This is a genomic window from Microbulbifer maximicatervae (SeqCode) (assembly GCF_052468095.1).
This window is the reverse complement of sequence record NZ_CP174332.1, coordinates 781,604-806,223: the sequence shown is the minus strand read 5'-3', so window position 1 is coordinate 806,223 and position 24,620 is coordinate 781,604. Positions and strand designations below refer to the sequence as shown.

The 24,620-nt window shown below is 50.2% G+C and carries 24 protein-coding genes; 11 read left to right on the top strand and 13 right to left on the bottom strand.

Annotation, left to right across the window (positions count from 1 at the left end):
* Positions 1 to 23: 23 nt before the first annotated feature.
* Positions 24 to 1,406 carry a UDP-N-acetylmuramate:L-alanyl-gamma-D-glutamyl-meso-diaminopimelate ligase gene (gene mpl, locus ACJJIL_RS03460; protein WP_282931459.1) on the bottom strand — a complete coding sequence of 461 codons (1,383 nt, stop codon included), beginning with the start codon at positions 1,404 to 1,406 and terminating at the stop codon, positions 24 to 26.
* Between the two features lie 287 nt (positions 1,407 to 1,693).
* Between mpl and ACJJIL_RS03455 the strand changes: the two genes are divergently transcribed.
* The gene (locus ACJJIL_RS03455) at positions 1,694 to 2,956 is read left to right on the top strand and encodes a 6-phosphofructokinase (protein WP_282931458.1); all 1,263 of its coding nucleotides are present in this window, start codon (positions 1,694 to 1,696) and stop codon (positions 2,954 to 2,956) included.
* A 66-nt stretch (positions 2,957 to 3,022) separates the two neighbouring features.
* Here the strand turns inward: ACJJIL_RS03455 and ACJJIL_RS03450 are convergent, their stop codons facing one another.
* The 3 genes from ACJJIL_RS03450 to ACJJIL_RS03440 all read right to left on the bottom strand — a co-directional run bounded on the left by ACJJIL_RS03450 (position 3,023) and on the right by ACJJIL_RS03440 (position 7,093).
* Complete coding sequence (locus ACJJIL_RS03450; protein ID WP_413663152.1) at positions 3,023 to 3,385, bottom strand: VOC family protein; 363 nt, start codon at positions 3,383 to 3,385, stop codon at positions 3,023 to 3,025.
* Positions 3,386 to 3,415: 30 nt separating this feature from the next.
* Positions 3,416 to 3,784, bottom strand: coding sequence for a hypothetical protein (locus ACJJIL_RS03445; RefSeq protein WP_445361209.1), 369 nt, complete (start codon positions 3,782 to 3,784; stop codon positions 3,416 to 3,418).
* 456 nt (positions 3,785 to 4,240) lie between these two features.
* A complete protein-coding gene (locus ACJJIL_RS03440) occupies positions 4,241 to 7,093 on the bottom strand; it encodes an ExeM/NucH family extracellular endonuclease (protein ID WP_445361208.1) in 2,853 nt (950 codons plus the stop codon).
* A 264-nt stretch (positions 7,094 to 7,357) separates the two neighbouring features.
* Between ACJJIL_RS03440 and ACJJIL_RS03435 the strand changes: the two genes are divergently transcribed.
* Complete coding sequence (locus tag ACJJIL_RS03435) at positions 7,358 to 7,828, top strand: MarR family winged helix-turn-helix transcriptional regulator (RefSeq protein WP_444911424.1); 471 nt, start codon at positions 7,358 to 7,360, stop codon at positions 7,826 to 7,828.
* A gap of 2 nt (positions 7,829 to 7,830) precedes the next feature.
* Complete coding sequence (locus ACJJIL_RS03430; RefSeq protein ID WP_444911425.1) at positions 7,831 to 8,805, top strand: S41 family peptidase; 975 nt, start codon at positions 7,831 to 7,833, stop codon at positions 8,803 to 8,805.
* A 28-nt stretch (positions 8,806 to 8,833) separates the two neighbouring features.
* Here ACJJIL_RS03430 and ACJJIL_RS03425 read toward each other — a convergent pair whose 3' ends face one another.
* On the bottom strand, positions 8,834 to 9,433 hold the full coding sequence (locus ACJJIL_RS03425) for a pyridoxamine 5'-phosphate oxidase family protein (RefSeq protein WP_445361207.1): 600 nt from the start codon (positions 9,431 to 9,433) through the stop codon (positions 8,834 to 8,836).
* Positions 9,434 to 9,536: 103 nt separating this feature from the next.
* Here ACJJIL_RS03425 and pdxR point away from each other — a divergent pair, with 103 nt between their 5' ends.
* The 3 genes from pdxR to ACJJIL_RS03410 all read left to right on the top strand — a co-directional run bounded on the left by pdxR (position 9,537) and on the right by ACJJIL_RS03410 (position 13,194).
* Positions 9,537 to 10,991 carry a MocR-like pyridoxine biosynthesis transcription factor PdxR gene (pdxR, locus tag ACJJIL_RS03420; RefSeq protein ID WP_444911427.1) on the top strand — a complete coding sequence of 485 codons (1,455 nt, stop codon included), beginning with the start codon at positions 9,537 to 9,539 and terminating at the stop codon, positions 10,989 to 10,991.
* Between the two features lie 260 nt (positions 10,992 to 11,251).
* Positions 11,252 to 12,061: a right-handed parallel beta-helix repeat-containing protein gene (locus ACJJIL_RS03415; RefSeq protein ID WP_444911428.1), complete on the top strand. Its 810-nt coding sequence runs from the start codon at positions 11,252 to 11,254 to the stop codon at positions 12,059 to 12,061.
* A gap of 200 nt (positions 12,062 to 12,261) precedes the next feature.
* Positions 12,262 to 13,194, top strand: coding sequence for an ADP-ribosylglycohydrolase family protein (locus tag ACJJIL_RS03410; protein WP_444911429.1), 933 nt, complete (start codon positions 12,262 to 12,264; stop codon positions 13,192 to 13,194).
* 178 nt (positions 13,195 to 13,372) lie between these two features.
* Here ACJJIL_RS03410 and ACJJIL_RS03405 read toward each other — a convergent pair whose 3' ends face one another.
* From ACJJIL_RS03405 to ACJJIL_RS03385, 5 genes are all read right to left on the bottom strand, one after another.
* Positions 13,373 to 14,416: an alpha/beta fold hydrolase gene (locus tag ACJJIL_RS03405; RefSeq protein ID WP_444911430.1), complete on the bottom strand. Its 1,044-nt coding sequence runs from the start codon at positions 14,414 to 14,416 to the stop codon at positions 13,373 to 13,375.
* Positions 14,417 to 14,441: 25 nt separating this feature from the next.
* Positions 14,442 to 15,035 carry a peptide-methionine (S)-S-oxide reductase MsrA gene (msrA, locus tag ACJJIL_RS03400; protein WP_445361206.1) on the bottom strand — a complete coding sequence of 198 codons (594 nt, stop codon included), beginning with the start codon at positions 15,033 to 15,035 and terminating at the stop codon, positions 14,442 to 14,444.
* 62 nt (positions 15,036 to 15,097) lie between these two features.
* Complete coding sequence (locus ACJJIL_RS03395; RefSeq protein WP_444896224.1) at positions 15,098 to 16,282, bottom strand: iron-containing alcohol dehydrogenase; 1,185 nt, start codon at positions 16,280 to 16,282, stop codon at positions 15,098 to 15,100.
* Between the two features lie 105 nt (positions 16,283 to 16,387).
* A complete protein-coding gene (locus tag ACJJIL_RS03390) occupies positions 16,388 to 17,794 on the bottom strand; it encodes an aldehyde dehydrogenase family protein (RefSeq protein WP_444911432.1) in 1,407 nt (468 codons plus the stop codon).
* An 18-nt stretch (positions 17,795 to 17,812) separates the two neighbouring features.
* Positions 17,813 to 19,186 carry a glutamine synthetase family protein gene (locus ACJJIL_RS03385; protein WP_445361205.1) on the bottom strand — a complete coding sequence of 458 codons (1,374 nt, stop codon included), beginning with the start codon at positions 19,184 to 19,186 and terminating at the stop codon, positions 17,813 to 17,815.
* A gap of 162 nt (positions 19,187 to 19,348) precedes the next feature.
* On the opposite strand from ACJJIL_RS03385, the gene ppa reads away from it, so the two are divergent.
* Positions 19,349 to 19,885: an inorganic diphosphatase gene (ppa, locus tag ACJJIL_RS03380; protein WP_282931443.1), complete on the top strand. Its 537-nt coding sequence runs from the start codon at positions 19,349 to 19,351 to the stop codon at positions 19,883 to 19,885.
* A gap of 83 nt (positions 19,886 to 19,968) precedes the next feature.
* Here the strand turns inward: ppa and ACJJIL_RS03375 are convergent, their stop codons facing one another.
* The 3 genes from ACJJIL_RS03375 to ACJJIL_RS03365 all read right to left on the bottom strand — a co-directional run bounded on the left by ACJJIL_RS03375 (position 19,969) and on the right by ACJJIL_RS03365 (position 22,143).
* The gene (locus ACJJIL_RS03375; protein ID WP_413663166.1) at positions 19,969 to 20,442 is read right to left on the bottom strand and encodes a hypothetical protein; all 474 of its coding nucleotides are present in this window, start codon (positions 20,440 to 20,442) and stop codon (positions 19,969 to 19,971) included.
* An 18-nt stretch (positions 20,443 to 20,460) separates the two neighbouring features.
* Complete coding sequence (gene cysE, locus ACJJIL_RS03370) at positions 20,461 to 21,267, bottom strand: serine O-acetyltransferase (protein ID WP_445361204.1); 807 nt, start codon at positions 21,265 to 21,267, stop codon at positions 20,461 to 20,463.
* A gap of 156 nt (positions 21,268 to 21,423) precedes the next feature.
* Positions 21,424 to 22,143: a M15 family metallopeptidase gene (locus ACJJIL_RS03365; protein WP_445361203.1), complete on the bottom strand. Its 720-nt coding sequence runs from the start codon at positions 22,141 to 22,143 to the stop codon at positions 21,424 to 21,426.
* Between the two features lie 246 nt (positions 22,144 to 22,389).
* Between ACJJIL_RS03365 and ACJJIL_RS03360 the strand changes: the two genes are divergently transcribed.
* From ACJJIL_RS03360 to ACJJIL_RS03345, 4 genes are all read left to right on the top strand, one after another.
* Positions 22,390 to 22,674, top strand: coding sequence for a TfoX/Sxy family protein (locus tag ACJJIL_RS03360; protein ID WP_108735343.1), 285 nt, complete (start codon positions 22,390 to 22,392; stop codon positions 22,672 to 22,674).
* A 174-nt stretch (positions 22,675 to 22,848) separates the two neighbouring features.
* Positions 22,849 to 23,733: a protease HtpX gene (gene htpX / locus ACJJIL_RS03355; RefSeq protein ID WP_282931439.1), complete on the top strand. Its 885-nt coding sequence runs from the start codon at positions 22,849 to 22,851 to the stop codon at positions 23,731 to 23,733.
* A 117-nt stretch (positions 23,734 to 23,850) separates the two neighbouring features.
* A complete protein-coding gene (locus ACJJIL_RS03350) occupies positions 23,851 to 24,195 on the top strand; it encodes a hypothetical protein (RefSeq protein ID WP_444911435.1) in 345 nt (114 codons plus the stop codon).
* A gap of 7 nt (positions 24,196 to 24,202) precedes the next feature.
* A complete protein-coding gene (locus tag ACJJIL_RS03345; protein WP_445361202.1) occupies positions 24,203 to 24,484 on the top strand; it encodes a hypothetical protein in 282 nt (93 codons plus the stop codon).
* Positions 24,485 to 24,620 lie beyond the last annotated feature (136 nt).

The window sequence follows — 24,620 nt, the reverse complement described above, 5'->3', positions numbered from 1 at the left end:
GCAGGAAACATTAGTCTTCTGACTTAGAGATCGTATTTCTGTTCCAGGGCACCGATAAGGCGCTGGTGGATACCGCCAAAGCCGCCGTTGCTCATCACTACGATATGGCTACCGGAATCGGCTAGCTGCAACACAGATTCCACACCATCTTCAATCGAATCAAAAGTTTTGGCCGGCACCGATGAGTGGTGGGCGACGTCTTCCAGGGACCAGTTAACTCCCTCAGGCTGATACCAGAGCACCATATCGGCTCCGGAGCAGGAGTCGGCCAGCTTGCCCTGGTGCACTCCCATACGCATGGTATTGGAACGCGGTTCAATCAGGGCAATGATTTTATCCTCCCCTACCTTCGCCCGCAGACCATTGAGGGTGGATTCAATCGCGGTAGGGTGATGGGCAAAATCATCGTAAACACGGATGCCGGCCACTTCTCCCAGGCACTCCATACGGCGTTTAACCCCCTGGAAGCGTGCCAGAGCTGCCGCACTCAAATCTGGGGTGACACCCACATGCCGCGCCGCAGCCATAGCCGCGAGGCCATTTTGCACATTGTGCTGCCCGGTCAGGTCCCACTCGACCCGCGCCACAGCTTCGCCTTTGAACTGAACCGTAAAACTGCTGCCATCGGCGGCAATATCCACTGCGCACCAATCACCCACTCGCACACCTTCGGCAGACTCGCTGCCAACCCGCTGCACTTCACTCCAGCAGCCTTTATCAAGCACCTGCTCTACATTCTCTTCGGCAGAGGCCACTATCAGGCCGCTAACAGGCACAGTTCGTACCAGGTGATGGAATTGTTTCTGGATTGCCGCCAGGTCCTCAAAGATATCTGCGTGGTCAAATTCGAGATTGTTGATAATCACCGTGCGCGGGCGGTAGTGCACAAACTTGGAACGCTTGTCGAAAAAGGCAGTGTCATACTCATCCGCCTCGACAATAAAGAAGGGAGACTCTCCCAAACGAGCAGAGACACCAAAATTAGCCGGAACTCCACCAATCAGGAAGCCGGGCTGCATATCTGCCGCTTCCAAAATCCAGGCCAGCATACTGGCGGTGGTGGTTTTACCGTGGGTTCCGGAAACCGCCAATACCCAGCGGCCACCCAGGAAATGATCGCACAACCACTGGGCGCCAGAGGTGTAAGCCAACCCTTTTTCCAACACCGCCTCTACCGCCGGATTTCCCCGGGACATGGCATTACCAATAATCACCAGGTCCGGGACGGGCTCCAGCTGTGCGGGATCATAGCCCTCGGTAATTTGGATACCCGCCTGTTGCAACTGGGTGCTCATAGGTGGATAAACATTGGCGTCACTGCCGGTTACGCGGTGCCCTTCCGCCACCGCCAGTTGGGCCAAACTGCCCATAAATGTGCCGCAAATACCTAGAATATGAATATGCATAGCGGAAAAATGTACTCCTACGGGTTGCGGCGCAAGCTTAACACGGCAATTCGGGCCAGTAATTGCCAAATACCCCAGTTACCATGCAATTTACTCGCTATTCCATTAGACTCCGCCCCCGCATTGGTCGGCCTCATCCCCGGTACGGTGGTAGGAATTTTCCCGAAAGGGTCGACACCCGATACGAGCTCCCGGTTATCCCCACTGGCACAAATGTTTAAAACTAGATGCGAGGCGGACTACCGGATCGGGATACTTCTCTATATCTCTATAAGCACAGGATAACCATGTCGAAAAAGAACGCCTTTTATGCGCAGTCCGGTGGCGTTACCGCCGTGATCAACGCATCCGCCTGCGGCGTAATTGAAGCTGCGCGTGAAAACCCGGACCAGATTGGCAATGTCTACGCAGGGCTAAACGGTATTCTCGGCGCGCTGCGCGAGGAGCTGATCGACGTGAGCCAAGAGAGCGCAGAGGATATTGCTGCACTGCGCCACACCCCTTCCGGTGCCTTTGGTTCCTGCCGCTATAAACTGAAGAGCCTGGAAGAGAACCGCGCAGAATACGAGCGCCTGATCGAAGTCTTCAAAGCGCACAATATTGGCTACTTCTTTTACAACGGTGGTGGAGACTCCGCAGACACCTGCCTGAAAGTATCCCAACTGTCCGAGACCATGGGTTATCCAATCCAGGCCATCCATATTCCCAAAACTGTGGATAACGACCTGCCCCTGACCGACAACTGCCCGGGCTTTGGCTCCGTTGCCAAATATGTTGCCGTTTCCACCAAGGAAGCGGCCATGGACGTGGCCTCCATGTGCGCTACTTCCACCAAGGTATTTATTCTCGAGGTGATGGGCCGTCACGCGGGCTGGATTGCCGCTGCCGGCGCTCTGGCCCAAGAACAGGAAGGCGATGCACCCCATATTATCCTGTTCCCGGAAATCGCTTTCGATAAAGAGAAGTTTCTCGCCAAGGTACAAAAGACCGTAGACGAGAAAGGCTACTGCGTTATCGTCGCCTCCGAAGGCGCCCAGTACGGCGACGGCACCTTCCTCGCCGATGCCGGCACCACCGACGCCTTTGGCCACAAGCAGTTGGGCGGTGTTGCACCGACCCTGGCCAACATGGTCAAAAGCGAACTCGGCCTGAAGTACCACTGGGCCCTGGCAGATTACCTCCAGCGCGCCGCCCGCCATATCGCTTCTGCTACCGATGTTGAGCAAGCCTACGCCGTAGGTCGCGCCGCAGTGGAAATGGCTGTAGCAGGCAAAAATGCCATTATGCCTGCCATTATTCGCGCAGAAGGTGAAGAGTACAGCTGGTCCATCGCAGAGGCGCCGCTGTCTGAAGTCGCCAACGTAGAAAAATTTATGCCGCGCGAATATATCAGCGAAGACGGCTTTGGAATTACTGAAGAGGGACGCAAGTACCTGCTGCCATTGATTCAAGGCGAGGACTACCCTCCCTACAAAAATGGCATTCCCCAGTACGCCACCCTGAAAAAGCAGCTGGTGGAAAAGAAGCTGGGTACCGATTTCGAAGCTTAATAGAAACGGTTGCCAGTCTCCCAAAAGCCTCCGAGTAAAATCGGGGGCTTTTTTCTGTAAACGCCTCTACGCAGACTCCACATCAGACCAAACCGCAAATTCATTGCCGCAAGGTTCCCTAAAATGGAAGCGCCTGCCACCGGGAAACGGGAAAATTGGCTTGGCTATTTCGGCTCCGCATCGCGTGACCTTTTCCAGGGTACCCTCCAGGTCGCGGCTGTATAACACCACTAATGCAGATCCATTTTCGGTAGTGCTCTGCAACTCTGCCTTGAAAAAGCCACCGTCTAATCCCGCATTTGAAAAAGCGGTGTACTCCGGACCGTAATCGGTAAAAGTCCAATTAAATGCCTCGGTAAAGAATGCTTTTGTCTTACCCAAATCCCTGGAGGGCAACTCAATATAATTAATTTTCTCGCACTCTCTCATAAGCTCACCATTTTCCTTGTTTTTCAATTTTCAGGCTGTAGGTCGCACAGGGGTATTCACCACCTGAAAACTGCCATTTGCCAGCGCTAGTGGCCGATCCTGATAGAGAATAATGGCGCGATCCATCATCTGTACAAAATCGAGCATCGCATAAAGCACCACACCTTTTCGCCCCTGATATATATCAGGCCGATAAATCAACGCCGCCATCCTATCGTCCATGGCTTCATAGGTATATGAAGCTTCCCCAACTAACTCTCCCGACGCCGTAACGTAACAATGTGCCGCGGTTTCATAGGTTACCGTGTGGGTAGAAAGGTCGGGGAAATCACCTTGCTTTGAATAGTGGGTGCCGGTCCATTCCAGGCTTAAACCTTCCAATGTCTTAAATGCCTGCAAACTATGTCTCCCCCAGTGGTTTAATAGCTTCGCTGATCACTAGTAACTGATTTACCTGAAGCAATAAAACACACGCTGACTGAAAACGACACTCTTTGCATTAAATATTTATGTATTTTGATACGTCTCTGATAGGCCCCAGTGATATCTCAATACTCCAGGAAGACATCTTAGGCACTTTATTCAAGTCTTTTTCCAATTCAGGGATCGGGCACGCACAAACACTTTCCCCTCCAATGATCCGTATAATAAAGATTTTAATGACTCGCAATGGAGTCTTGCCGGGCTACCAATATGAAAACGAGGAAGTGAAACACTCGGGCATATGCCCAAGGAGGTAAAGATGAAAAATACGTAATTAACATGGGGAGGAAAGAAAACGGCCGAATATCTCTTGCCTTAATATCCGACCGTTCAATATGTGGAGTTAATTATTTATTGTTGTTGATATCCATCTCAGTGCCAAAACGGCTTGCGAATCTCAATTTCACGGTAGGCTTTATCTTCATTACCGAAATCGTCTTTCACAGTCAGGGTAATTTCATAGCTACCACCGGTGGCATAGCGATGCAGTGCCATGGGGCCGGAGCGGTTGGTGCCATCACCAAAGTCCCACTCATAGCTCAGGTTACCGTCGCCATCGTAACTACTGCGCTCTTCAACCCACACCCAGCGCAGGAAGGTGTGGACTTTAAAATCAGCTCGGAGATCAACAACTTCTTCAAGTGGTACAAGCTGCTCAACAGTGGAGATCGCTCCCCTATCGTCCTCAACCTGGAGGATTACTGAATAAGTGCCTGCTGCATCGTAGCTATGACTGGGGTTTTGCTCACTACTGGTAGTGCCATCACCAAAATCCCAGGCCCAGCTAACGATAGTGCCATCGGTATCGACGCTGCTGTCGAAGTAGTTCACTTCGAAGCCTTCAACACCCCACTCAAACCCAGCAACCGGCTCCTGGTTATCTGCCCCCAGATCCAGTTCAATCACAAGCGGATCGTGATCTGAAGCGCGGAATGCATCAGCCGAGTAGAAACTCTCCACCTGCTCATCGGTTTTATTCTCGATGTTGTAATCCAGCACCCGAGGCTCGTCGGCATTGATATGCCAATCGGCCGCACCTGTTACCAGAGGAGCCAAAGCTTCACTGGCGAGGGCGTGATCCAAGTAACCGGACTCACCGCTGTAGACATAGGAGTAGGCTTCTCCTTCACCGAAAACCTCCAACAAATCAGCGTAGCCAGCGTCCTTTAGAGTGCTAATTGGGTTTTCGCGGGCGTAGCTATTGAGGTCACCGAGCACCAGAACACGATCGGTGCCGCTACCTGTCGGGTCAGAATCAATCCATGAAACCAGGGCATCTGCGGCTTCGGTGCGCAGCGAGTTCCAGCAGCCCTGTCCATCACCCAGATCATCGTTCAAACTGCCATCGTCAGGACAACTTCCCTTTGATTTAAAGTGATTGACCACCACGGCCAGCTCTTCACCACTTGATAGTTCGGCAAAAGCTTGTAGTAGTGGTTGGCGGTTACCGTCATCAAAGGGATAGCTATCAGTTGTCGCAGCAGCGCCTACAGGCATTACCCGATCGCTGCGATAAATCAGCCCCACAGAAATTTCATCGGTGCCCAGTTGAGTCAGATCTGGATTAATAAATTGATAGTTTTCACTACCAGTAGCGGTGTTGAGGCCATTAATTAAATCCTGAATAGCACTTTCCGAACCGTAGCCATCGTTCTCAATTTCCATTAAGCCAACTACATCGGCATGCAGGCCTAAAATAGCAGAGATAATTTTATGTCTCTGGCGCAGGAATTCTTCTTCAGTATCAGCCCCACGGGAGGTGGGGAAACCGCCGCCATAACCATCCCCATTGAAATAATTTAGAACATTAAAGTTGGCGATCTTTAAACTGCCCTTACCCGGTAATTGTGGAGCGTTTTCACGCAGGTTGGCAGCAACAAATTCTGGCGCCTCCACGGGATGTACTCGGTAGGCGCTGTAGCTATACCCCATTACTCCGCGCAATCCCTCTACCGTGTCGCCATTGCGTAAGGTATTACTGGCACTGAGACCGGAGACCGGGTACGGCACCGCTTCCGGGTTCTGCACGCTGGAACCATCGTCCAGCACAATCCTGTTCAGATCGTTAGCACTTTCTTGTGCTACGGCTGCAACCCCAGGCTCATTGTTGTGGGTAGGAATATAGAGACGGCCATTAGCCAGGGTGACTTCACCATAGCGCCCCAGGTTATAGTGGTCATTCACCATCAGGGCTTGCGGGAACTCAACCAACATACCCTCGTATTGCTCCTGCTCTTCAGCAGAGCTAAACGGCAGGGAGACTTCCTCGGCAGTGACACTGTAGCCGCTACCGCAAACCGTAACGCCATCAACCTCATCTAATTCGGTAAAGTCATAGTATTCAGTAACCACACCACCGACGCGAACCAAGTCTCCGACTTGCACATCTACACCGAAGCCTTTGTCGTGTACAAACAGCCCCTCAGAGGTGTTGATCTGGCCATCCTGATCACTGTCTTCCTCTTGCAGGAAGAAGCCGGAAAGGCCGGTGCTGGTATCTTGGAAATCACCAACAACAACCGCTTCAATTTCGTGGCGCTCATTCTCCAGAGCGCTTTCAAACTCATCACCCTGAACCTGGCTGATTAACGTAGAAATATCTCCGCAATCGCCGAGAACAACATCGTCATCACCGCCGTCATCTCCACCACCAGTGCCGTCTTCGCTGTGCCAGCCGAGGTTGGAAAAGTCATCCTGACCTGCGCTAGACCACTCTGAAGCTGGGTCAAAATCCGTACTGCCGTCGGCACGGCCTTCGCTCACACTCCAGTTGCGAATTAAGGTTTGGTTCTGGGTCCCCAGACTGCTGTCGCCCCATTGGCTACCGGGATCAACACCGATCTGGCCGATAACATCCACATATCCATTGGGGCCACTCAGGGCAACCGCATCATCCCCGTTAAACAGGCCGCTGGTATAAATCTGATCGGCTACTGACAGGATTGAGGAGTCAGCACTGGCGTGGGCGAATACGTAAACATCGCCGTCTGCCAAGCTGCCACTTAGGGCGATGATTGAAGCCGCCGCAGAGGAGCCATTGAAGTAAAGTTCAATGCTGTAGCTACTGAGGTCAACCGCTGCACCCGTGCCATTGTAAATTTCAAGGGCCTTATTGTTGCTACTGCCCTCGATATATTCAGAAATAATGAGGTCGCTGGCTTGGACCTCTTCAGCCAAAAATGGTAACCCCAGGGCTGCAAGGGCAGCCAAGCCAATCTCTTTCATAATGTTCTCTTCACTCGTACCTGACACAGATCACGCGGCGCAAAGATTGGCGGTTAATTCCTAAAGTTCGATGAATGAAATATGAAATTTAAATTTCAGCTCTTTGTTCAAAAATCCATTTCACACAGAACCCGCCAAACTCGCCACACAATGCAAAAAAAGCGCCAAAGAATTTGTACGGGGTGATGAATAGCGGCAAAGAAGCTTGAAAAGTTCGCCAAAAGTTATATAGTCACTTATATAAGTGCTTATGGAACAGCTTTTATGAAATACAGCCAACTGGGGACTCAGCTTCGTCACATTCTGGAATTACTGGATGGCGATGTAGCAGAGAGCTATAGGGCCTGTGGCCTGGAGAATTACAAACCCCGCTACACCCCGATAATGCGTGCACTTATCCACAAGAGAGATATCACCATTAGTGAGGTGGTAGCGAGCACCCACATTTCCCAGCCCGCAGTGAGTCAAACTGTAAAAGACATGATTAAGCAAGGGCTGGTACAGACCTCTTCTGGAGAGGATGCTCGCCAGCGCAAAATACGCTTGACCCGCAAAGGCAGTGCGTTGATACCCAAGTTAAAACAGCAGTGGATAGCAACTCTGGAAGCTGAGCAGTCCCTCAATAGCGAATTACCGACAGAACTATCAGAGCTGCTCAATCAAGCAATTCAAGCTTTAGAGAAACGTCCTTATTTAGAGCGGATACAAGAAAATCTATCAATAGAGGCTACATAAATATGAAACGCCAACTCAAGATGAGTTTAGCGGTATTAATCAGTTTTTTTTCCATGTCTCTCGCGGCAAGTTCCGGCGCAATGAGTTCCTGCCAGTTTGAGACAGGCCCGGTTATTAAAGCTGCTGCAGTAGCTATTCAGAAGCACTATATATTGGAGGAAAAAGGACAGGCGCTATCCGCTCAACTCAATAGCCTGGCAGAATCCAAACACTTTAATCATCTTTGTAGTGACTACCAACAATTAGCCAGCGCACTTACCAAAGAAATTCGCACCCTTTCCGGTGATAAGCATTTCTATATAGAGCATATAGATAACCAAAAAGAAGCCCACAATTGGATTGAACAGTGGCAGGCTGAAGCGCCCAGCAATAACTACGGCGTTAAGAAAATTGAGATTCTTCCCGGTAACATTGGCTACCTTTCCCTCTCTTCTTTCCACACCTATAAAAATGCCCACCAAACCCTCGCTGCGGCTTTCACCCTGCTTCGCCACAGCGAGGGCCTAATACTCGATTTACGCAGTAATGGCGGCGGAGACGAAGAAACCGCCAATGCTGTTCTGCAGTCATTTATTGACCCCCATTCTCCCTTTCCCTTTGTTATTGAAAGCCGCAAGGGGAGAGAAATACCGAAACGTATTTCACCTCAACCCTGGCCCACCTATGGGAGTGACAGACCAATGGTCATTCTGATTGATGGGAGATCCTTCTCTGCATCTGAGAGTACCGCCTTCGCACTACAACAGCTGGGCCGAGCCACGATTGTCGGTAATGCCAGCGCCGGTGGGGCACATATGATGGAGTCCCCCAAATCCCTCCCCTATGGCTTTGAAATCGGTATCCCAGATAAACGCCCGGTTTCTACGATTGCCGGCAGCCGCCCCAATTGGGAAGGACAGGGTGTTATCCCCGATATTGAAGCCGGCCAGCAGGAGATCATTCAAATCGCATTAAAAGTAGTGGCAGAGGCCCTATAAGGCTCCCTTTACTTTGCTAAATTGAGCACTAGCGAAACGGGCACACAGGCTTGACCCCGCTCCACACAGGCAGAGCCAAATCCTCTTTATTATCGGATGGCGCGCCAGTTCGGCTTTTGAAAGCCCCCTCCTCTATAGTCAGGCGCATCAAAGCTGTTCCCTTGCGCTCCTGTAGGCTGGGGAGGCGCACCTGATCCCAGCGCCCCGGCTCTATATCGTCAATAATCGCTTTAAAAACCGCATCAAATTCCCGCTGCTCTTTGACCCTCTCACCTCGGCAAAACAATACCGCAGAGCGATAATTAGCACTGTGATGATAAGCTGACTTGGCCAGTACCCACTCATCGCAGCGGGCAAATGAAATACAGACCTGTTCTCCTGCCTCCAATAGTTTTTGTAGCCGGCTCTTGTTAGCCAGGTGAAAATACAAAAACTCCCCCAGACGCCAAATGGTTAAAGGAATAATGATGACTTCACCGTCTTCAATAAAACCGACATGGCCTAGTTTTAGCTCATCGATAAGCTTATAAACATCCTCTCGCCGATAACTGGCACGCTTGGGAGCACGACGTACACGACTCTTTGCTGAGGTTGGCAATTCATCAGAGATTGGCGAATGTAAATTCATAAAACCTCCTTTAATTCACTCTGGTATGAAATAGATATCGCCAATGTAGGATCTTGCTGGTACGCTGATAAGCGCCAGTTTTAACTATTTCATGGTGCCAGTTTTGAGTGCTGCCGAGCTTACAGACCTAACTCTCGAATCAGGCCAGCCGCTACAGGAACAGTTGTATCGACAATTGGTAGATTGGATCTGCAACGGCCGGCTGGCTGCTGGTACCAAGCTCCCCTCCTCGCGCCGGTTGGCTGAATTCCTCTCTATCAGCCGCAATACGGTGACATTAGTTCTGGACCAGCTGAAAGCGGAGGGCTTCCTTACCAGCCATCCAGGGAAAGGCGTATTTGTATCTCCCGAATTGCCGGCCTACACAAAGAAAACACACAGGCAGGGTTGGCAAGCACAGAAGAGTAGGTACTTACCATCACTTTCTCACTATGGTGATTTTGCACAGACTTTATCTTGGGGTAAGAAAAGTGAAGATCAATCTCTTCCCTTCACCCCCGGCCTACCGGATCTAAGCTCATTTCCATTCACTATTTGGAATAAATTATACCGCCGCCACCAATCCAGGTTAGCTCTTGCAGGTTACGGGCAAAGCCAAGGTTATTTACCTTTGCGTTTAGCACTTACGGAATACTTGCGCAACTCCCGGGGAGTTCGCTGTAAGGCTGAACAAATTATTATTACCAATGGAGCTCAGGAGGCCCTGAATCTATGTGCACTGGTCGCGATTAACCAGGGAGACAAGGTTTATATAGAAAACCCGGGATATCGCCGTGCTCGAGTAGCTTTCCAATCTGTTGGAGCAAAGCTCGTACCAGCGAACCTGAAAGATAAGCACTTGGATGTTGATAAGCTGGTCAATAGTGCAACCCAAGCCAAGTTACTTTTTACTACGCCAACACATCAGTACCCAATGGGTGGTGTTATGCCCGCAGGTGAACGGATCAAACTGTTGGATTGGGCGACACAGGCGAGCTGCTGGATAATTGAAGATGATTACGACAGTGAGTTTTCATTCCAACATAAACCCGTCGCGGCACTCCAGGGCATGGGAGAAAATACACCTGTGTTCTACATGGGGAGCTTTAGTAAGACCTTACTACCCAGCCTACGATTGGGCTATTTAGTGGTGCCTAAATCTACAGTAGCGGCATTTACCCAAGCAAAAGAAATGTTATCTGGCCACTCCCCCTTAGTCACACAAGCTGTCGTGGCAGACTTTCTCGATGAGGGGCATTTTGTGCGACATCTTCGCAAAATGCGTTCTAGCTATATGAAGAAATGGGAACATTTCTGTCAGCTTATTCGAGAAGAAATACCACCTCCAGCCGGACTAATTGCCAGTAGTGCCGGTATGCACTTGGTTATATCCACGCCGGGACACGACGACATCACCCTTTCAAAAAAACTACGCGAATACGGATTTGGCAGCACACCACTATCGCTCTTCTATTCCAATAAAAATGAAGATTCAGGGTTGGTGCTCGGGTTTGCCAATACAACTTTCGAACAGAGGGCAGATTGCGTAAAGATTCTCGCAAAAAATCTTAAAAAGTAGCCATTGCACACCCAAACAACGCTTATTTTTATAATGCCGGCTTCTTCATTTTTCGCACCAGCATTAAGCACCTCCACCTAAAATAAAAAAGTAAATATTTTAATAGAATAAAAACAATCTATTATCACCAAAATATCAAATAAAACCCAATAAATTAGGAAAAATTTCCTATGGTTCTTTCCCAAACCTAGGTCACAATCTCCATGGCTTTGGGTGTTCACTCTCTTTTTTAATTACTCAGATAATTAGGGAAATTTGATATGAAAAATAGAAATATGAATTCTATAAAAGCATCATTGCTCGCTGTATCCGGTATTGCAGCACTATCGCTCTCCGCCGTCGCATCAGCTGTCAGCTGTGGAGATACCATTACAACCGCAGAATCACTTACCGGCGATATTCTTGGCTGCGCAAGCCATCCTGCACTCGTGATAGATGCTGGCGGATCACTCGATATGGCGGGTTACCACCTCAGCTGTGATGGCAGCGGAATTGGCATTCAATTGAAAGACAGCGATAGAGTCCTTGAGGATACTGTTGGTGGAAGCACTATCACAAACTGTAACAATGGCGTATCTGCCGAAGGCGATGGCAGCCATCAAATCTTTGATATCACTGCTTCATCAAACTCTATTGCAGGAATCGCCCTTTGGAGTTCAGGCAATACTGTTGAAGCCTCCGATGCTAGCGGCAATGGGGGTATGGGCATACGCGTTATGGGTGACGGTAATCGTGTGAGATACTCTGTTGCATCAAGTAACGGTCTCCAAGGAATAAAGATCGTTGGTGACAATACTCTCATCAGATTCAATGAGACGATTCTCAATATGTCGAGTGGGATTGTAATTGATAGTGGGGATGGCGGCATTGTTGCCAACAATCTATCAGATAATAACGGCGTTAACGGCATTATGATGTTGGGACTGGGGCAAGTCGGATACTTGATCATTGGCAATACCGCAGAAAATAATGCTGGCGCAGATCTTGCTGACCACAACCACCCTGCTTGCACTGGCAATGTATGGATTAGAAACACTTTTGGCAGTGCTAACGATGCCTGTATTAATTAAATGATATAGCGACTTTAGTGGCGAGCCGATTAGCTTTAAATATCGGCTCGCTCTTACCTAAAATAAAATCCTTCCACTCGCAAGCCATTAACTACCAATAGATGTTTTCTAGAATAAAATTATTACTTATAACAGCAATTAATAGTGGTCCTTATAGCTAGTAGCGACTTCCCCTGAGAGTAAGGTATTGAAATCAAAAAATGATAAAGCTCAGTAAATACAGAGGTTGCTTTAAAGGAATAGCCATCGGCGATTCATTTGGCGCCCCGTACGAGGGTGGCATTCTAGAAAGACAACTCTGGAAAATTATCGGGAAAACCGAACAGGGTAGAAAGCGTTACACCGATGACACGCAGATGTCTATTGATATTGCGACCTCCTTTCTTGAACATAATTACCTTGATCAGGACCACATAGCCAAAAAATTTGCCCAAAGTTATCGCTGGAGCAGAGGATATGGTCCCAGTGCAGCGAAACTACTCAAAGGCGTCAGGGATGGTAAACGCTGGCAAGATTTAAACCGAAAAAAATTTAAGCACGGTTCTATCGGCAATGGGGCCGCCATGAGGGCACCTATTATTGCCCTCTGCCACCCCCAAAATGACTATCGCCTCAAGCAATATGTACAATCGGTGTCTGAAATCACCCACGCCCATCCAGTTGCTGTCGAGGGAGCATACTTGATCGCTATCGCCATCTGTGAATCCCTGCAAGATCGCTCAAACAGAGAGATTTTGAACAAACTGGAAGTAAGCTGTAAGTCCGAAATATATCGCTGCAAACTGGAAAAGTGTGCGACTCTACTGTTTAACCAGAAGATCCCACATCCGCAGCAAATCAAGCAATGGCTGGGTAATGGCATTACCGCGCCAGAGTCCTGTATCACCGCCATTTACTTTGGACTTAAGTATCGAAACTCTCCTTTAACGTCTGTATTAGCTAATATTTTTTCTCTAGGTGGTGACACAGATACCTTGGGTGCCATGGCTGCTAGCATCTGGGGGGCATTAAATGGAGAAGACCGAATGGAAAGTATGGCCGACAAGGTCGAAAACATCGATTTTATTACCGAGCTTTCTGAGAAACTCTATTTCACCCAATATCAGCATGAACAAGCCTTACAACCCGCATAGCCTACTAAAAAGGGAGAAGGGAAGAATACACCGTGCTTGGACCCTATGGTGATTCTTTTCTTCCACCCCAGTAGTAAGCCTTAAACAAGTAGAGCGGATCGTAAAATAACCAAAATGTTAATTTAAAAATCTCTGACAACTTAACCAGAGCACCATGAGGCTATTAAGAAGTGCTTTATTAGGACTGGATACTTCTCACCCTGGCCAAAAGCTTTTCGATACTTTTAACAGTAGTGCGCGCCCCAATAGCGCCAACAAAGAAGAAATGGTTACCTGTAACGGTCTGTGAAAAATAAGCGGAAGACGAGCGGATAATAAGCTGTACTAGCTCCCACCTTTCCCTTGGAATCTGCTCTGGAGATGCACTTCCTAAAAGTTTACTGGCAAGAACTCGATTGCGAATAAATGCCCAATCATCAATATTGCACAGCACGTTTTCCAAATCCCCCATTGAATCACTCTGAATAACAACGGGAATTGGATAGTCCAAGAAATCAAAGGTGTTTGCCGTTTTCAATGCCCTGGAAAGATCTTCCTTAAACCCTTGCCCATCATACATTAATCCAGTGCCAATAAGCGCGATGGGAATTGCTCCAAGGAACGCCTCCCGATAGATATCTTTGGGAATAATTGTGTGTTGGTTTAAGGAATTCTGCTCATCAAGCGCGGCCAAAAAGGCAGGATATATGCCCTTTCGACTGGCCATCCCATCAACTGTCATTTCGATGGCCTTGGCATTAGCTTCGGGAAGAAAGCCCGGCAATGCGGGTTCTGCGGCCATAGCCACAAAGCATTCAATCGAAAAATTCAAGGCTTTCGCCGCCCTCGCTAGAGCCCCAGCGATTTTCCCTCCCATACTCCAGCCGCACACCACTACCGAATTTGGAAGGTTATATTCAGACAAAATCTTGGCAATAATTTCTGCAGCCTGATCTCCCCAATCTTGAATTGTAAACTCCGGGTGAGTACTACAAAAAACGGCATTTTCCACAGGGTAAGAAATAGCAAGGAAGGGAAAACCCGCTCGATTAACCCAGTGACTTATAAAATCATCTGAGCGGCCACCGGGATAGCCGTAGAAAATACGCGCTAGATGTGCTGTGCCTGGAATAAATACCATTAGCGGATTGGTACTAACCGCCGAAATATAACGGTAAAGCACTGGAAAATCATTGATTGTTTCCAGGACTTCCCCGTCAAACAAAGTGGGACTCGGTGCCATATTCACCCTGCGGAGAGGCAATCCGTTAACTTGGCGCTTTCCCCCAGACCTCCTCTAAGCGCTTATCACGCCCACAGCGGTAGCGATAGTACTTGTAACGCAGGGGATTACGTTGGTAATAGTCCTGATGGTAGGCCTCTGCGGGATAAAAGGTTGCAGCGGGTTTTATTTGTGTCACCACCTTTTTACCCAACTCCGCTTCTACCTTTTTCTTGCTCTCCTCTGCTAACACCTTTTCTTCTTGATTGTCGTAAAAAATCTCGGCTCGGTACTGGTCACCGCGATCGCAAAATTGACCACCAGAATCAAAAGGGTCAACGTTGTGCCAAAAAATATTCAGTAAGTCGGAATAGCTGACTTTATTCGCATCGTACTTTACCTGAACAACTTCCGCATGCCCCGTACCACCGGAAGATACCTGTTCATAGGTCGGGTTTTTGACATGGCCACCGCTGTATCCTGAGGTGGTTTCCAAAACGCCATCGACCTTGTCAAAAGGCGGCTCCATGCACCAGAAACACCCTCCTGCGAAAATAGCCGTGCGAATATTCGATGAATCCTGAGCCAGGGAAATACTGGCCAATGAGAGGAACAAGAGAGCAATAATACTGCGCATCATTCAGTCCTTTACCGATTGTCGATGGAACACATTCTCTTCTGTCGTCTATTCGCAGGGATTTATTACAGGGTGACGGTACCTTCACAGGCGCGCAAGAAAATATCCCGATACTCTATCCCGTTAAAACGCATTGGGTTAGTACTAGCGGAAGGCTCCACCGATGCCATTTTCCCAACTCTGTCGGCATCAGTATCATCAATTCCAATCTCCGACAGGCTGTGGGGAATCCCCAGCTGCTTGCGCAATCCGAGCAACCAGTTGAGTACCGCATCAAATCCGCTATCAAACATCTCATTACCGGCCAGTTGTAGATAAAGTGCCAGATGCCCCATAGGCACCTGGATGGCTGGACGGTTGGCGATCAGAACGTAGGGCATCAATATCGCATTTAACAAACCATGGTGCTTGTCATACAGGGCCCCCAATGGATGTGCCAGGGCGTGGATAGCGCCCAAGCCCCGCTGGAAAGCTGTAGCCCCCATACAGGAAGCTACCAACATTTGCTGACGCGCCTCGAGTTCTGCGCCTATAGCATAAGCTCGAGGCAAATACTCCTTGATCAGGCGCATCCCCTCCAGGGCGATTCCCTCGGCCATAGGATGATATTGAGGGGAGTAAAAAGACTCGAGATTGTGTGACAGCGCATCCATTCCCGTCGCTGCGGTGAGGTCTGGCGGCAACCCCATTGTCAATTGAGCATCGAGAATAACGATGTCCGGCATCATGCGCGGATGGAAAATCAGCCTCTTAACCTGTGCTTTCTCATCGGTAATTACCGCAACCCGGCCAACTTCAGAACCTGTGCCAGCCGTCGTGGGAATGGCAATCAGCGGTAAAATACCCTCTGGGTCCACACGCCTGTAGTTATCGCCAATATCCTCAAAATCCCAAATACTGTGCTGCTGTCCCGCCATAAGGGCAATGGCTTTGCCCGCATCCAGGGCCGAGCCCCCGCCCAAGGCAATGACCCCATCGCACTTCTGCTCACGCAGCTTGGCCACCCCATCGGCGATATTTATCTCATTGGGATTACCTTTGATTTTGGAAAAAACGCTAACTTCCAGACCCACCTGTTGGCATGGGTTAATCGCACTATCGATCAGTGGCAATGCGGCGACTGTAGGATCAGTAACTAACAGAGGCTTGTGAATATTCAGCTCCAGGCAAGCTTCAGCCAATTCAGTAATGCGACCGGGGCCAACCCAAACGGTCGTGGGATAATTCCAATTGACATGGTATTTATCCACAATTTCCTCTCTGACGTTCTGTCACTTTTGCATATTAAAAATAGGCTGTGACCTTTCGGAAAACAGGCAGACAATTTCACTTTCTGCATCCGGCAATCGTTCCCGCTAACCATCATGTTTAAAATGAAATGACTTGGGGCGGGTTAAATTCTCAAATCCAATTTTAGAAAGCGTACATCCACGACCAGATTGCTTAACACCCGTCCAGGCCAATTCCGGATCCAGGTAATCACAACGATTTAAAAAAACAGTGCCGGCCTCTAAATACCCTCCCATCTCCATTGCAACATCTTCATCGCGGGTAAAAATAGCCGCAGTAAGACCAAATGGGCTGTTATTCATAAATTCTAGAGCTTCGCCATCATCATGCACTTTCTGCACCCCCAGCACCGGCCCAAAAGTCTCCTCGCGCATCACTCGCATGTGGTGTCGCACCCGGGTTAACAGTTGCGGTGCCATATATTGGGTACCCCGCTTGTCCATTGGGAATTCATTCACATCCAAGTGGACCTTCGCGCCCTCCGCTATCGCTTCATCCACCTGTGCGCGAGCCCGGTCTGCAGCTTCCGCACGCACCAAAGGCCCCAAAGTGGTTTCCACTTGATCCGGGCGCCCCAGTCGATAGTCACGTAGTAAGTCGACCGTTTGGGAAATAAACTCAGAAAAAATATCTTCATGCACATAGGCCCGCTCAATACCGCAACAGGACTGCCCGGAATTAAAATAGGCGCCGTCGACTACCGCAGCCACAGCTTGGTTAATATCGGCGTCGGCGCGAACATAGGCTGGATCTTTCCCCCCCAGTTCAAGTCCCACTTGAATAAATCGACCGGCAACTGTGCGTTCTAGATTCGCTCCAGCGCCAACCGAGCCGGTGAAAGCAACATGCTGGATTTCCCCCGCACAGGCTAATCGCTGGGTATAAGCATGATTTAAATGAAGAAACTGAAAAACACCGTAGGGCAATCCCGCCTCGCGAAAAATCTCCACCATTCGCTCAGCACACAGCGGCGTCTGTGCCGAGTGTTTTAAAATAACTGCATTACCCGATAGCAGTGCCGGCACCACTGCATTAACCGCCGTCAGGTAAGGGTAATTCCACGGGGCAATTACCAGGGAGACCCCTAATGGCTCGCGGCGGATAAACCGGGTAAAACCCGGCTTCTCAGGTAACTGAATGTCAGCGAGGGCTTCAGTAGCAAGCTGTGCCATGGTCTGCGCACGATCCATAAACCCGTTAATTTCTCCTCCTGCATAACGGATTGGACGCCCCATCATCCAACACAGCTCCCGCCCCAAACGCTCTTTTTTAACGGCAAATATTTCCACAGCCCGCTCGACAATGGCGATGCGCTCATTGAGGGGAGTTCTCCTCCATGCTTTTTGTGCTTTACTGGCCCGATCCAGCACTACACGGATTTCCACCTCTCCGGCCAGAGCGCGCTCTACATAAACACTGTTATCAATAGGGGAAATACACTGAAGATGGTGCATGATTTTTGTAGTCTTCATCGGCGTCGATACTCCCAATTAAATAATTTCGAAGTACCGCTCCAACTCCCAGTCACTCACATGGCGGCGATATTCCCGCTCCTCCCACTCGCGACTGGCAGAAAAGTGTTCAACAAAGTCGCTGCCAAATAATTCCTGTGCCGCTTCTGACGCCTTAAATTGCTGCGTGGATTCCCACAGTGTGCCCGGCAGCACTTGTTCGTTTTCCAACTCCAGCGAGTAAGCATTACCGGCAACAGGCTCACTGGGCTGCCACTGCTGCATAACACCGTAAAGACCCGAGCCCAAAGCTGCTGCCAGTGCTAAATAGGGGTTGGCATCGGCGGCCCCCAAGCGGTATTCGACGCGCTGGGAAGTGTCGCCGCCGGGGATAGCACGCAGTGCCGTTGTGCGGTTTTCCACCCCCCAATTGGCTCCCGTCGGCGCCCAAAAACCTGGTACCAGGCGGCGATAACTGTTAACGGTCGGTGCCATCAGGGCAAGGAATTGCGGCATCAGCCTTTGCTGCCCAGCTATGAACTGACGCATTATCTGGCTGATACCATCTGGCTGGCTCGACTCGAGAAAGGCGGAATCACCGCTGCCACTATTGCGTAGTGACAAATGAATATGCCCGCTTTGCCCCGGGTACTCACTGGACCAGCGGGACATAAAAGTAGCCATCAAACCCATCCGCTGTGCCAACACTTTTATAAAGGTTTTAAACAGGGCAGCTTTGTCTCCAGCGGCCTCAGCACCATCCACTGCAATAGCCGCCTCTAAAACTCCCGGGCCTGTTTCCGTGTGTAAGCCCTCCAAGGGGAAATCCATGCGCTCGCTCAGCTCCAGGATTTCCCGATACAGCTCTCCGTGTACGGAATTTCGCAGTATGGAATAGCCAAACACATCGGGGGTAAAAGGCTTTAAATTGCGGAAACCCTTGTTCCGCACTGAATCGGGCGTTTCGTCAAACAGGAAAAATTCGTACTCCAGGGCGGCACAGGGATCAAACCCCAATGAGCGACAGCGTTCAATCACCCTGCGCAGAACTGCGCGGGGGCACAGCGCCTGGGCTCGACCATCAAACTCCGCGAGAAACAACAACATATCGCCTTCAAAAGGCACATCACGGCAGCTATCGGGGAGTATGCGTACCGGGGCGTCTGGATATCCGGTATGCCAACCGGTATAACGAGTGTTGTCGTAGAGCTGATCCTTAACATCCCAGCCCAGGACCACATCGCAAAACGAGAAGCCCTTTTCCAGGGATGAGAGGAATTTGGCGCGGCTCATATATTTGCCACGCATTACACCATCGGTATCAAATAAGCCCACTTTGACATGACTGAGGCCTCGTTCTTCGACAATTGCGCGGGCCTCCTGAGCGGTTTTTACCTCCCGTGCCTTTACCATGACTGGTCCTGCCCCGTTGTTGTTATCTCCGAGTTACAGGATAGACCCGCCAGACGAGCTTCGACGCCATAAACCCGGCGCAGGCGTGACTTTCAGCCGAGCCCCTCAGCATATATAATCCGCGCTCCAGATTTTCAGTTATCTATTCATTCAGGACCAGCAATGAGCTTCGAAAAGATCCCGGCAGGTAAAGAACTGCCCAACGATATCAACGTAATCATCGAGATCCCTGCCAACCACGACCCGATCAAATACGAAGTGGACAAGGACTCTGACGCAGTATTTGTGGATCGCTTCGTTGCCACTCCGATGTTCTACCCAGCAAACTACGGCTACGTGCCCCAGACTCTGTCTGAAGACGGTGACCCCCTGGACGTGCTGGTTGTAGCGCCTTACCCGGTAATGGTTGGTTCTGTAATCCGCTCTCGTGTTGTTGGCGTTCTGAACATGACCGACGAATCCGGTGTTGATGCCAAACTGCTGGCCGTACCGCACACCAAGCTGACCAAGCTGTACGATCACGTTGAAGAAATCAGCGACCTGCCCGAGCTGCTGATCAAGCAGATCGAGCACTACTTCGAAAACTACAAAGCCCTGGAAGCGGGCAAGTGGGTTAAAGTAGAAGGCTGGGCTGACGCCGAAGCTGCACGCAAAGAAGTTATGGCTTCCCGCGAGCGCTACCTGAAAGAAGAAGGCTAAGCCTCACTTCTTTCAGAAGACTCTGAGCAATAAAAAAACCGGCCTAGTGCCGGTTTTTTTATTGCCTGTTAGGAGAGACCCTGTCAGTTAACTTCCCAATTGGGAACAGGGACAGGAGACGGCTCCTCCCCCTTGCGCTCACTCTCATCCAGAAGCTGGCCTTCCGCTGCACGCAAACTGAGATGCTCTACCTCAACGCTGACCGGTTCCACCGACTTGCGTTCATGCTCCTTTACGAGGTTTCCCTCCATGGGTGCCAAGGTCCACTGCGGTTTGGCCGCAGCTTCCTCCTTGGGCTTGCTCTGCTCAGTAACAGCTGTTCCGCTTTCATCCTTAATGCTGACCTGTGCGCCTATTTTGGCCAGGTTTGCCTGAAACTGCTGTGCTTGGGGCAGAGACAAGCCTTTTTTCAGTACCAGCGGGCGCCCACTGAATAGTTTCTCTATCGCCTGGGGATTACTTTTAAACAGGCGCACCATACTGGCTTTTACATCACCAGCGGTAAAACCCGCCACCAAATCACCGCGAAAAACCAAGCTGTAGGTGGATTGCGACATCAATAATATTTCCCTGAGTTACTCTTCCGAATCCAGAGTCTGGTCCATGGTATAAGCCGGGGCCCCTTCAACACGCCCTCCTACCTGGCGGGCGGGAACACCGGCGACGGTTGTATGAGCGGGCACATCGTGCAAGACCAAGCTACCGGCGGCAATTTTGACGTCCTCTCCCACCTTAACCGGACCCAGTACTTTAGCACCGGCGCCAATCATCACTCCGGGGCCAATTTTCGGATGGCGATCGCCGCTGCCGCTGCCACTGCCGCCCAATGTCACCGAGTGGAGAATCGAGACACTGTCCTCAACCACACAGGTCTCCCCCACCACCAATCCAGTGGCGTGATCGATCATAATCCCGCAGCCAAATCGCGCTGCTGGGTGGATATCCACCGAGAACTGTTCCGATACCTGGCTCTGGAAATAGAGCGCCAAGGTATGGCGGCCTTGATTCCACAACCAGTGCGCTATCCGGTGGGATTGCAGGGCGTGAAAACCCTTAAAATACAGGAAAGGCGTCAGGTACTGGTCGCAAGCCGGGTCCCGGTCATACCAAGCGCAAATATCCTCGCCCATACAGCGGGAAATACTCGGATCATTAGCCAGAGCCGTGGCAATCACTTCCTGAAGTGCGGTTGCCGTGAGGGCATTGTGCTCCAACACCGAAGCCAGGTGATCCGCCATAGCATCACCCAGAGACTTGTGGCGCAAAATGGTATTGTGGAAATAACTTGCCAGGATAGGTTCGCCAGCAGCCGCCTCTGAGGCTTCAGCCCGCATCGCCTGCCAGATATCCCGCTGCCCTTGAACGGCCGCTTCCTCACCCATAATTCATCTCCCTTATATTCCCCAGGGCATTCACTGCGGCGCAGCTTGGCAGGATCACTAGCCCCTTTCAAGAGGAAGCCTCCATCGCAAAGTAGCTTTCTTGCCACCCCCCATTGAGGTGGTAATGAACTGTAACCAACCTATCTCAACAGGCCGCTATAGTTGCCCATTAAATGGGGGATAGCAGTGATCCGGAACCCAGATATAGCGCGTATAGATGTCCTGAAGGTGCTCGCAAACCGCAGTGCCCAGGGATAGTTCTGACTCCTGCAGCAACTCGGACAGGCGCTCCACGCTGAGAAGTTCCTGAAGCTCTCGGGCCCTGGGGGCATAGCTCAGGTGCCAGCGTTCCGGTGCGACTCCGCCGCGATCCTCTGCATAGGGCCGGAACAGCCCATAGCTATTACCCGTGCTGATTTGGTTATCCAACCAGCGGTGGAAGGCACCGAAAACTCCGTCGTCCGCCACCTCCTGGGGGGTGAGCTGGACTGCATAGTCAGCGGGGACCGCCGCCGCATCGATAATATCGAAATCGGTACCCCAGTGGTGACGGGATGCTCCCGGCAATGCGGACCAGCGCAGGATGGCGAAGATCAGCTCCCGCTCGCTTAACTGTTCAACATCCAGGGGAGTACCGTGACTATCAAGAACCGGGCGGTGACCTTGTGCTTTGGCATTCCAAATCAACAGTTGTCGATCAAAGGCGCGAAAACCGGAAACGATTTTAGGGGCAAACCCCTCTTCACGGGCATCCCGACTCAAGCGCTGGAAGGCGATCAGTGCTTCGGGATGTAAAAGCTGGTCAGAAGCTGGGTCGACAATGACATGCTCATCGCCGAGTCCAAATAACATACGCTTCAGCGGTGTCGATAACATTTGCATCTCATTATTAGGCGAACTCCAAAGGGCAGGCTAAATTATTCAACAGGCTATGCCTACTTTAACAGAGCGCAGACAGTCGCCCTTAACTATGGCACCAAAGCAGGGGCACCAAAAGCAGGCGCGCCGCACAATAATCTGGCGGTAATGTTTGTTAGCCACCTGTTAATTTATGTTAAGTTCAAAGCCGCAGTCGAGGGGTTGGCTGCGACAACGGACGCTCAAACTGGTAGGGAAAACCGAATGCACCCGAGTCAATCAGAACTATTAAAACTAAAAAACCTGGGCCTGGCCTCGGTCAATATTCTCCACTCTATTGGCATTCGTTCCCACGATGATCTGCGCAGGGTTGGGCCTGTCGAGGCCTTTATCAGCATTCGCAATCGGGGGATTAACGCCTCCAAAGTAATGCTCTACGCTCTTCAGGGCGCGCTGATGGACGTGCACTGGAACGACCTGGAGCCGGAGCTGAAACAACACCTTACCAGCGAGGTCGACCGCCTCCTTGCCACCCAAAACTCTGACTAGCAATTCCCCTCAAACACCCCGGAAAGAGTCGCAGACACACGCACTCGACGGACTCGGCACAGCAAGCCAAGCTGTGCCGATCTACAGTAAGGCAAGTTGCGCCAACCCTATCTAAACTTACCGGTGGAGCCGCGGAATAATTCCGTAAAGACACTCACTCAAAGGAGAGATCCGATGTTGCGCATTGGGCTATTCCTGCTGACCAACCTTGCTGTCCTTGTATTGGTTGGCATTATTTTCAATATTTTTGGAATTGGGGGAATTCTTCAGGCAAACGGTGTCGATCTCAACCTCGGCGCCTTGTTGCTGATGTGCGCGATTTTTGGTTTTGGCGGATCTTTTATTTCCCTGCTCTTATCGAAAACCATCGCACGGGTCAGTACCCGCACACAAATTATCGAGCAGCCCCGCAGCGCCGATGAACAGTGGCTGGTAGAAACCGTACGGGAACTCTCTCGCAAAGCGGGCATCGGTATGCCGGATGTGGGGATATTTCCAATGCCCCAGGCAAATGCCTTCGCCACCGGCTGGAATCGCAACAGCGCCCTGGTTTCTGTCAGTGCAGGTCTGTTGCAGCGCTTCAGCCGAGAGGAAGCCCGCGCCGTTATTGGCCATGAGATTGGTCACGTGGCCAATGGCGATATGGTGACGCTGGCACTGATACAGGGCGTGGTAAATACCTTTGTGATGTTCCTTGCCCGCTTGGTTGGATTCTTCGTAGACCGGGTCATCTTGCGCAACGAAGAGGGATTGGGCATCGGCTATTTTGTCACATCCATTGTTATGGATATCATATTCGGCTTCTTCGCCATGATGATTGTCGCCTGGTTCAGTCGCCGCCGTGAATATCGGGCCGACCATGCCGGCGCCACACTGGCCAGCCCCCAATCCATGATTGCCGCGCTGCAACGGCTCAAGGTGGAGTCCGATCGCGGCCACGAGGAACCCCTACCCGGCAATATGAAAGCCTTCGGTATATTCGGCAGTATGGGAGCACTTATGGCCACGCACCCACCACTGGATGATCGTATTCTCGCCCTGCAAAATTTTCGTAATTAGTATCTAATTTGGTAGATAATCACAGCTGTACGTTCATTTTCTCACAGAGTTGTAACTTAAAAGGGTCACTTTCTGTGTGAACAGACGTAAATTAAAGCAACCATGAAAAGAGGTGCCATGAAGTATATCCCACTACTCATCGCCATATTTTTAATTGGGTGTTCTCCCTCATGGAGTGACGGCCCTTACGAGATTTATTGGATAGATGGCGAAAAAGCCCTTGGTTTTAATTTGGGGGACGATGCCTATATACGCCGTATCGATGAACCACATCATATCAGTGCAAACGAGATGTTCGTCTCAGTCTACGCTTGCCCTGAGGGTGCCTGCGCTTACTATTACATAGATCGACTTAAAGACCACAAATTTGCAGATTCTTCCGAGTTTGTTTTTGGCCCCTACACAGAAAAGACCTTTGTTCAATTGGAACAAAAGCTACAACTACCAAAACTGGAGCAATAATAAAAACATGAGAAAAGCATCAAGATTTATGCCTAAATACAAAACTGAAAAGGCAAGTAAAGCTACGTTGTTTGTTTTTCTCGCAGCAATGTTAGCTCCCCTTATTTACCAGCCAATGTTCTTTTTATCTTTAGCTGGCTTAGCATTATTGGCCATAATTTGGGGCACTGTCGAACAGCGCAAAATTGACAGGCATTTCCAACGACTATGTGACAAACGCAAAGGTTTATCCATTTGTGAATTTTCCCGGGAGTTTGATCGCAAAATTGTAGACACATGGATTATTTGAGCGGTGTATGAGCAACTACAAGCGGCACTTCCCACCAAACAACTGGTTCCAATTCAAACATCAGATGATTTCTTTAAGACCCTAAAACTGGATGAAGATGATCTCTATCTGGACTTAATTAATACATGGGTAAACC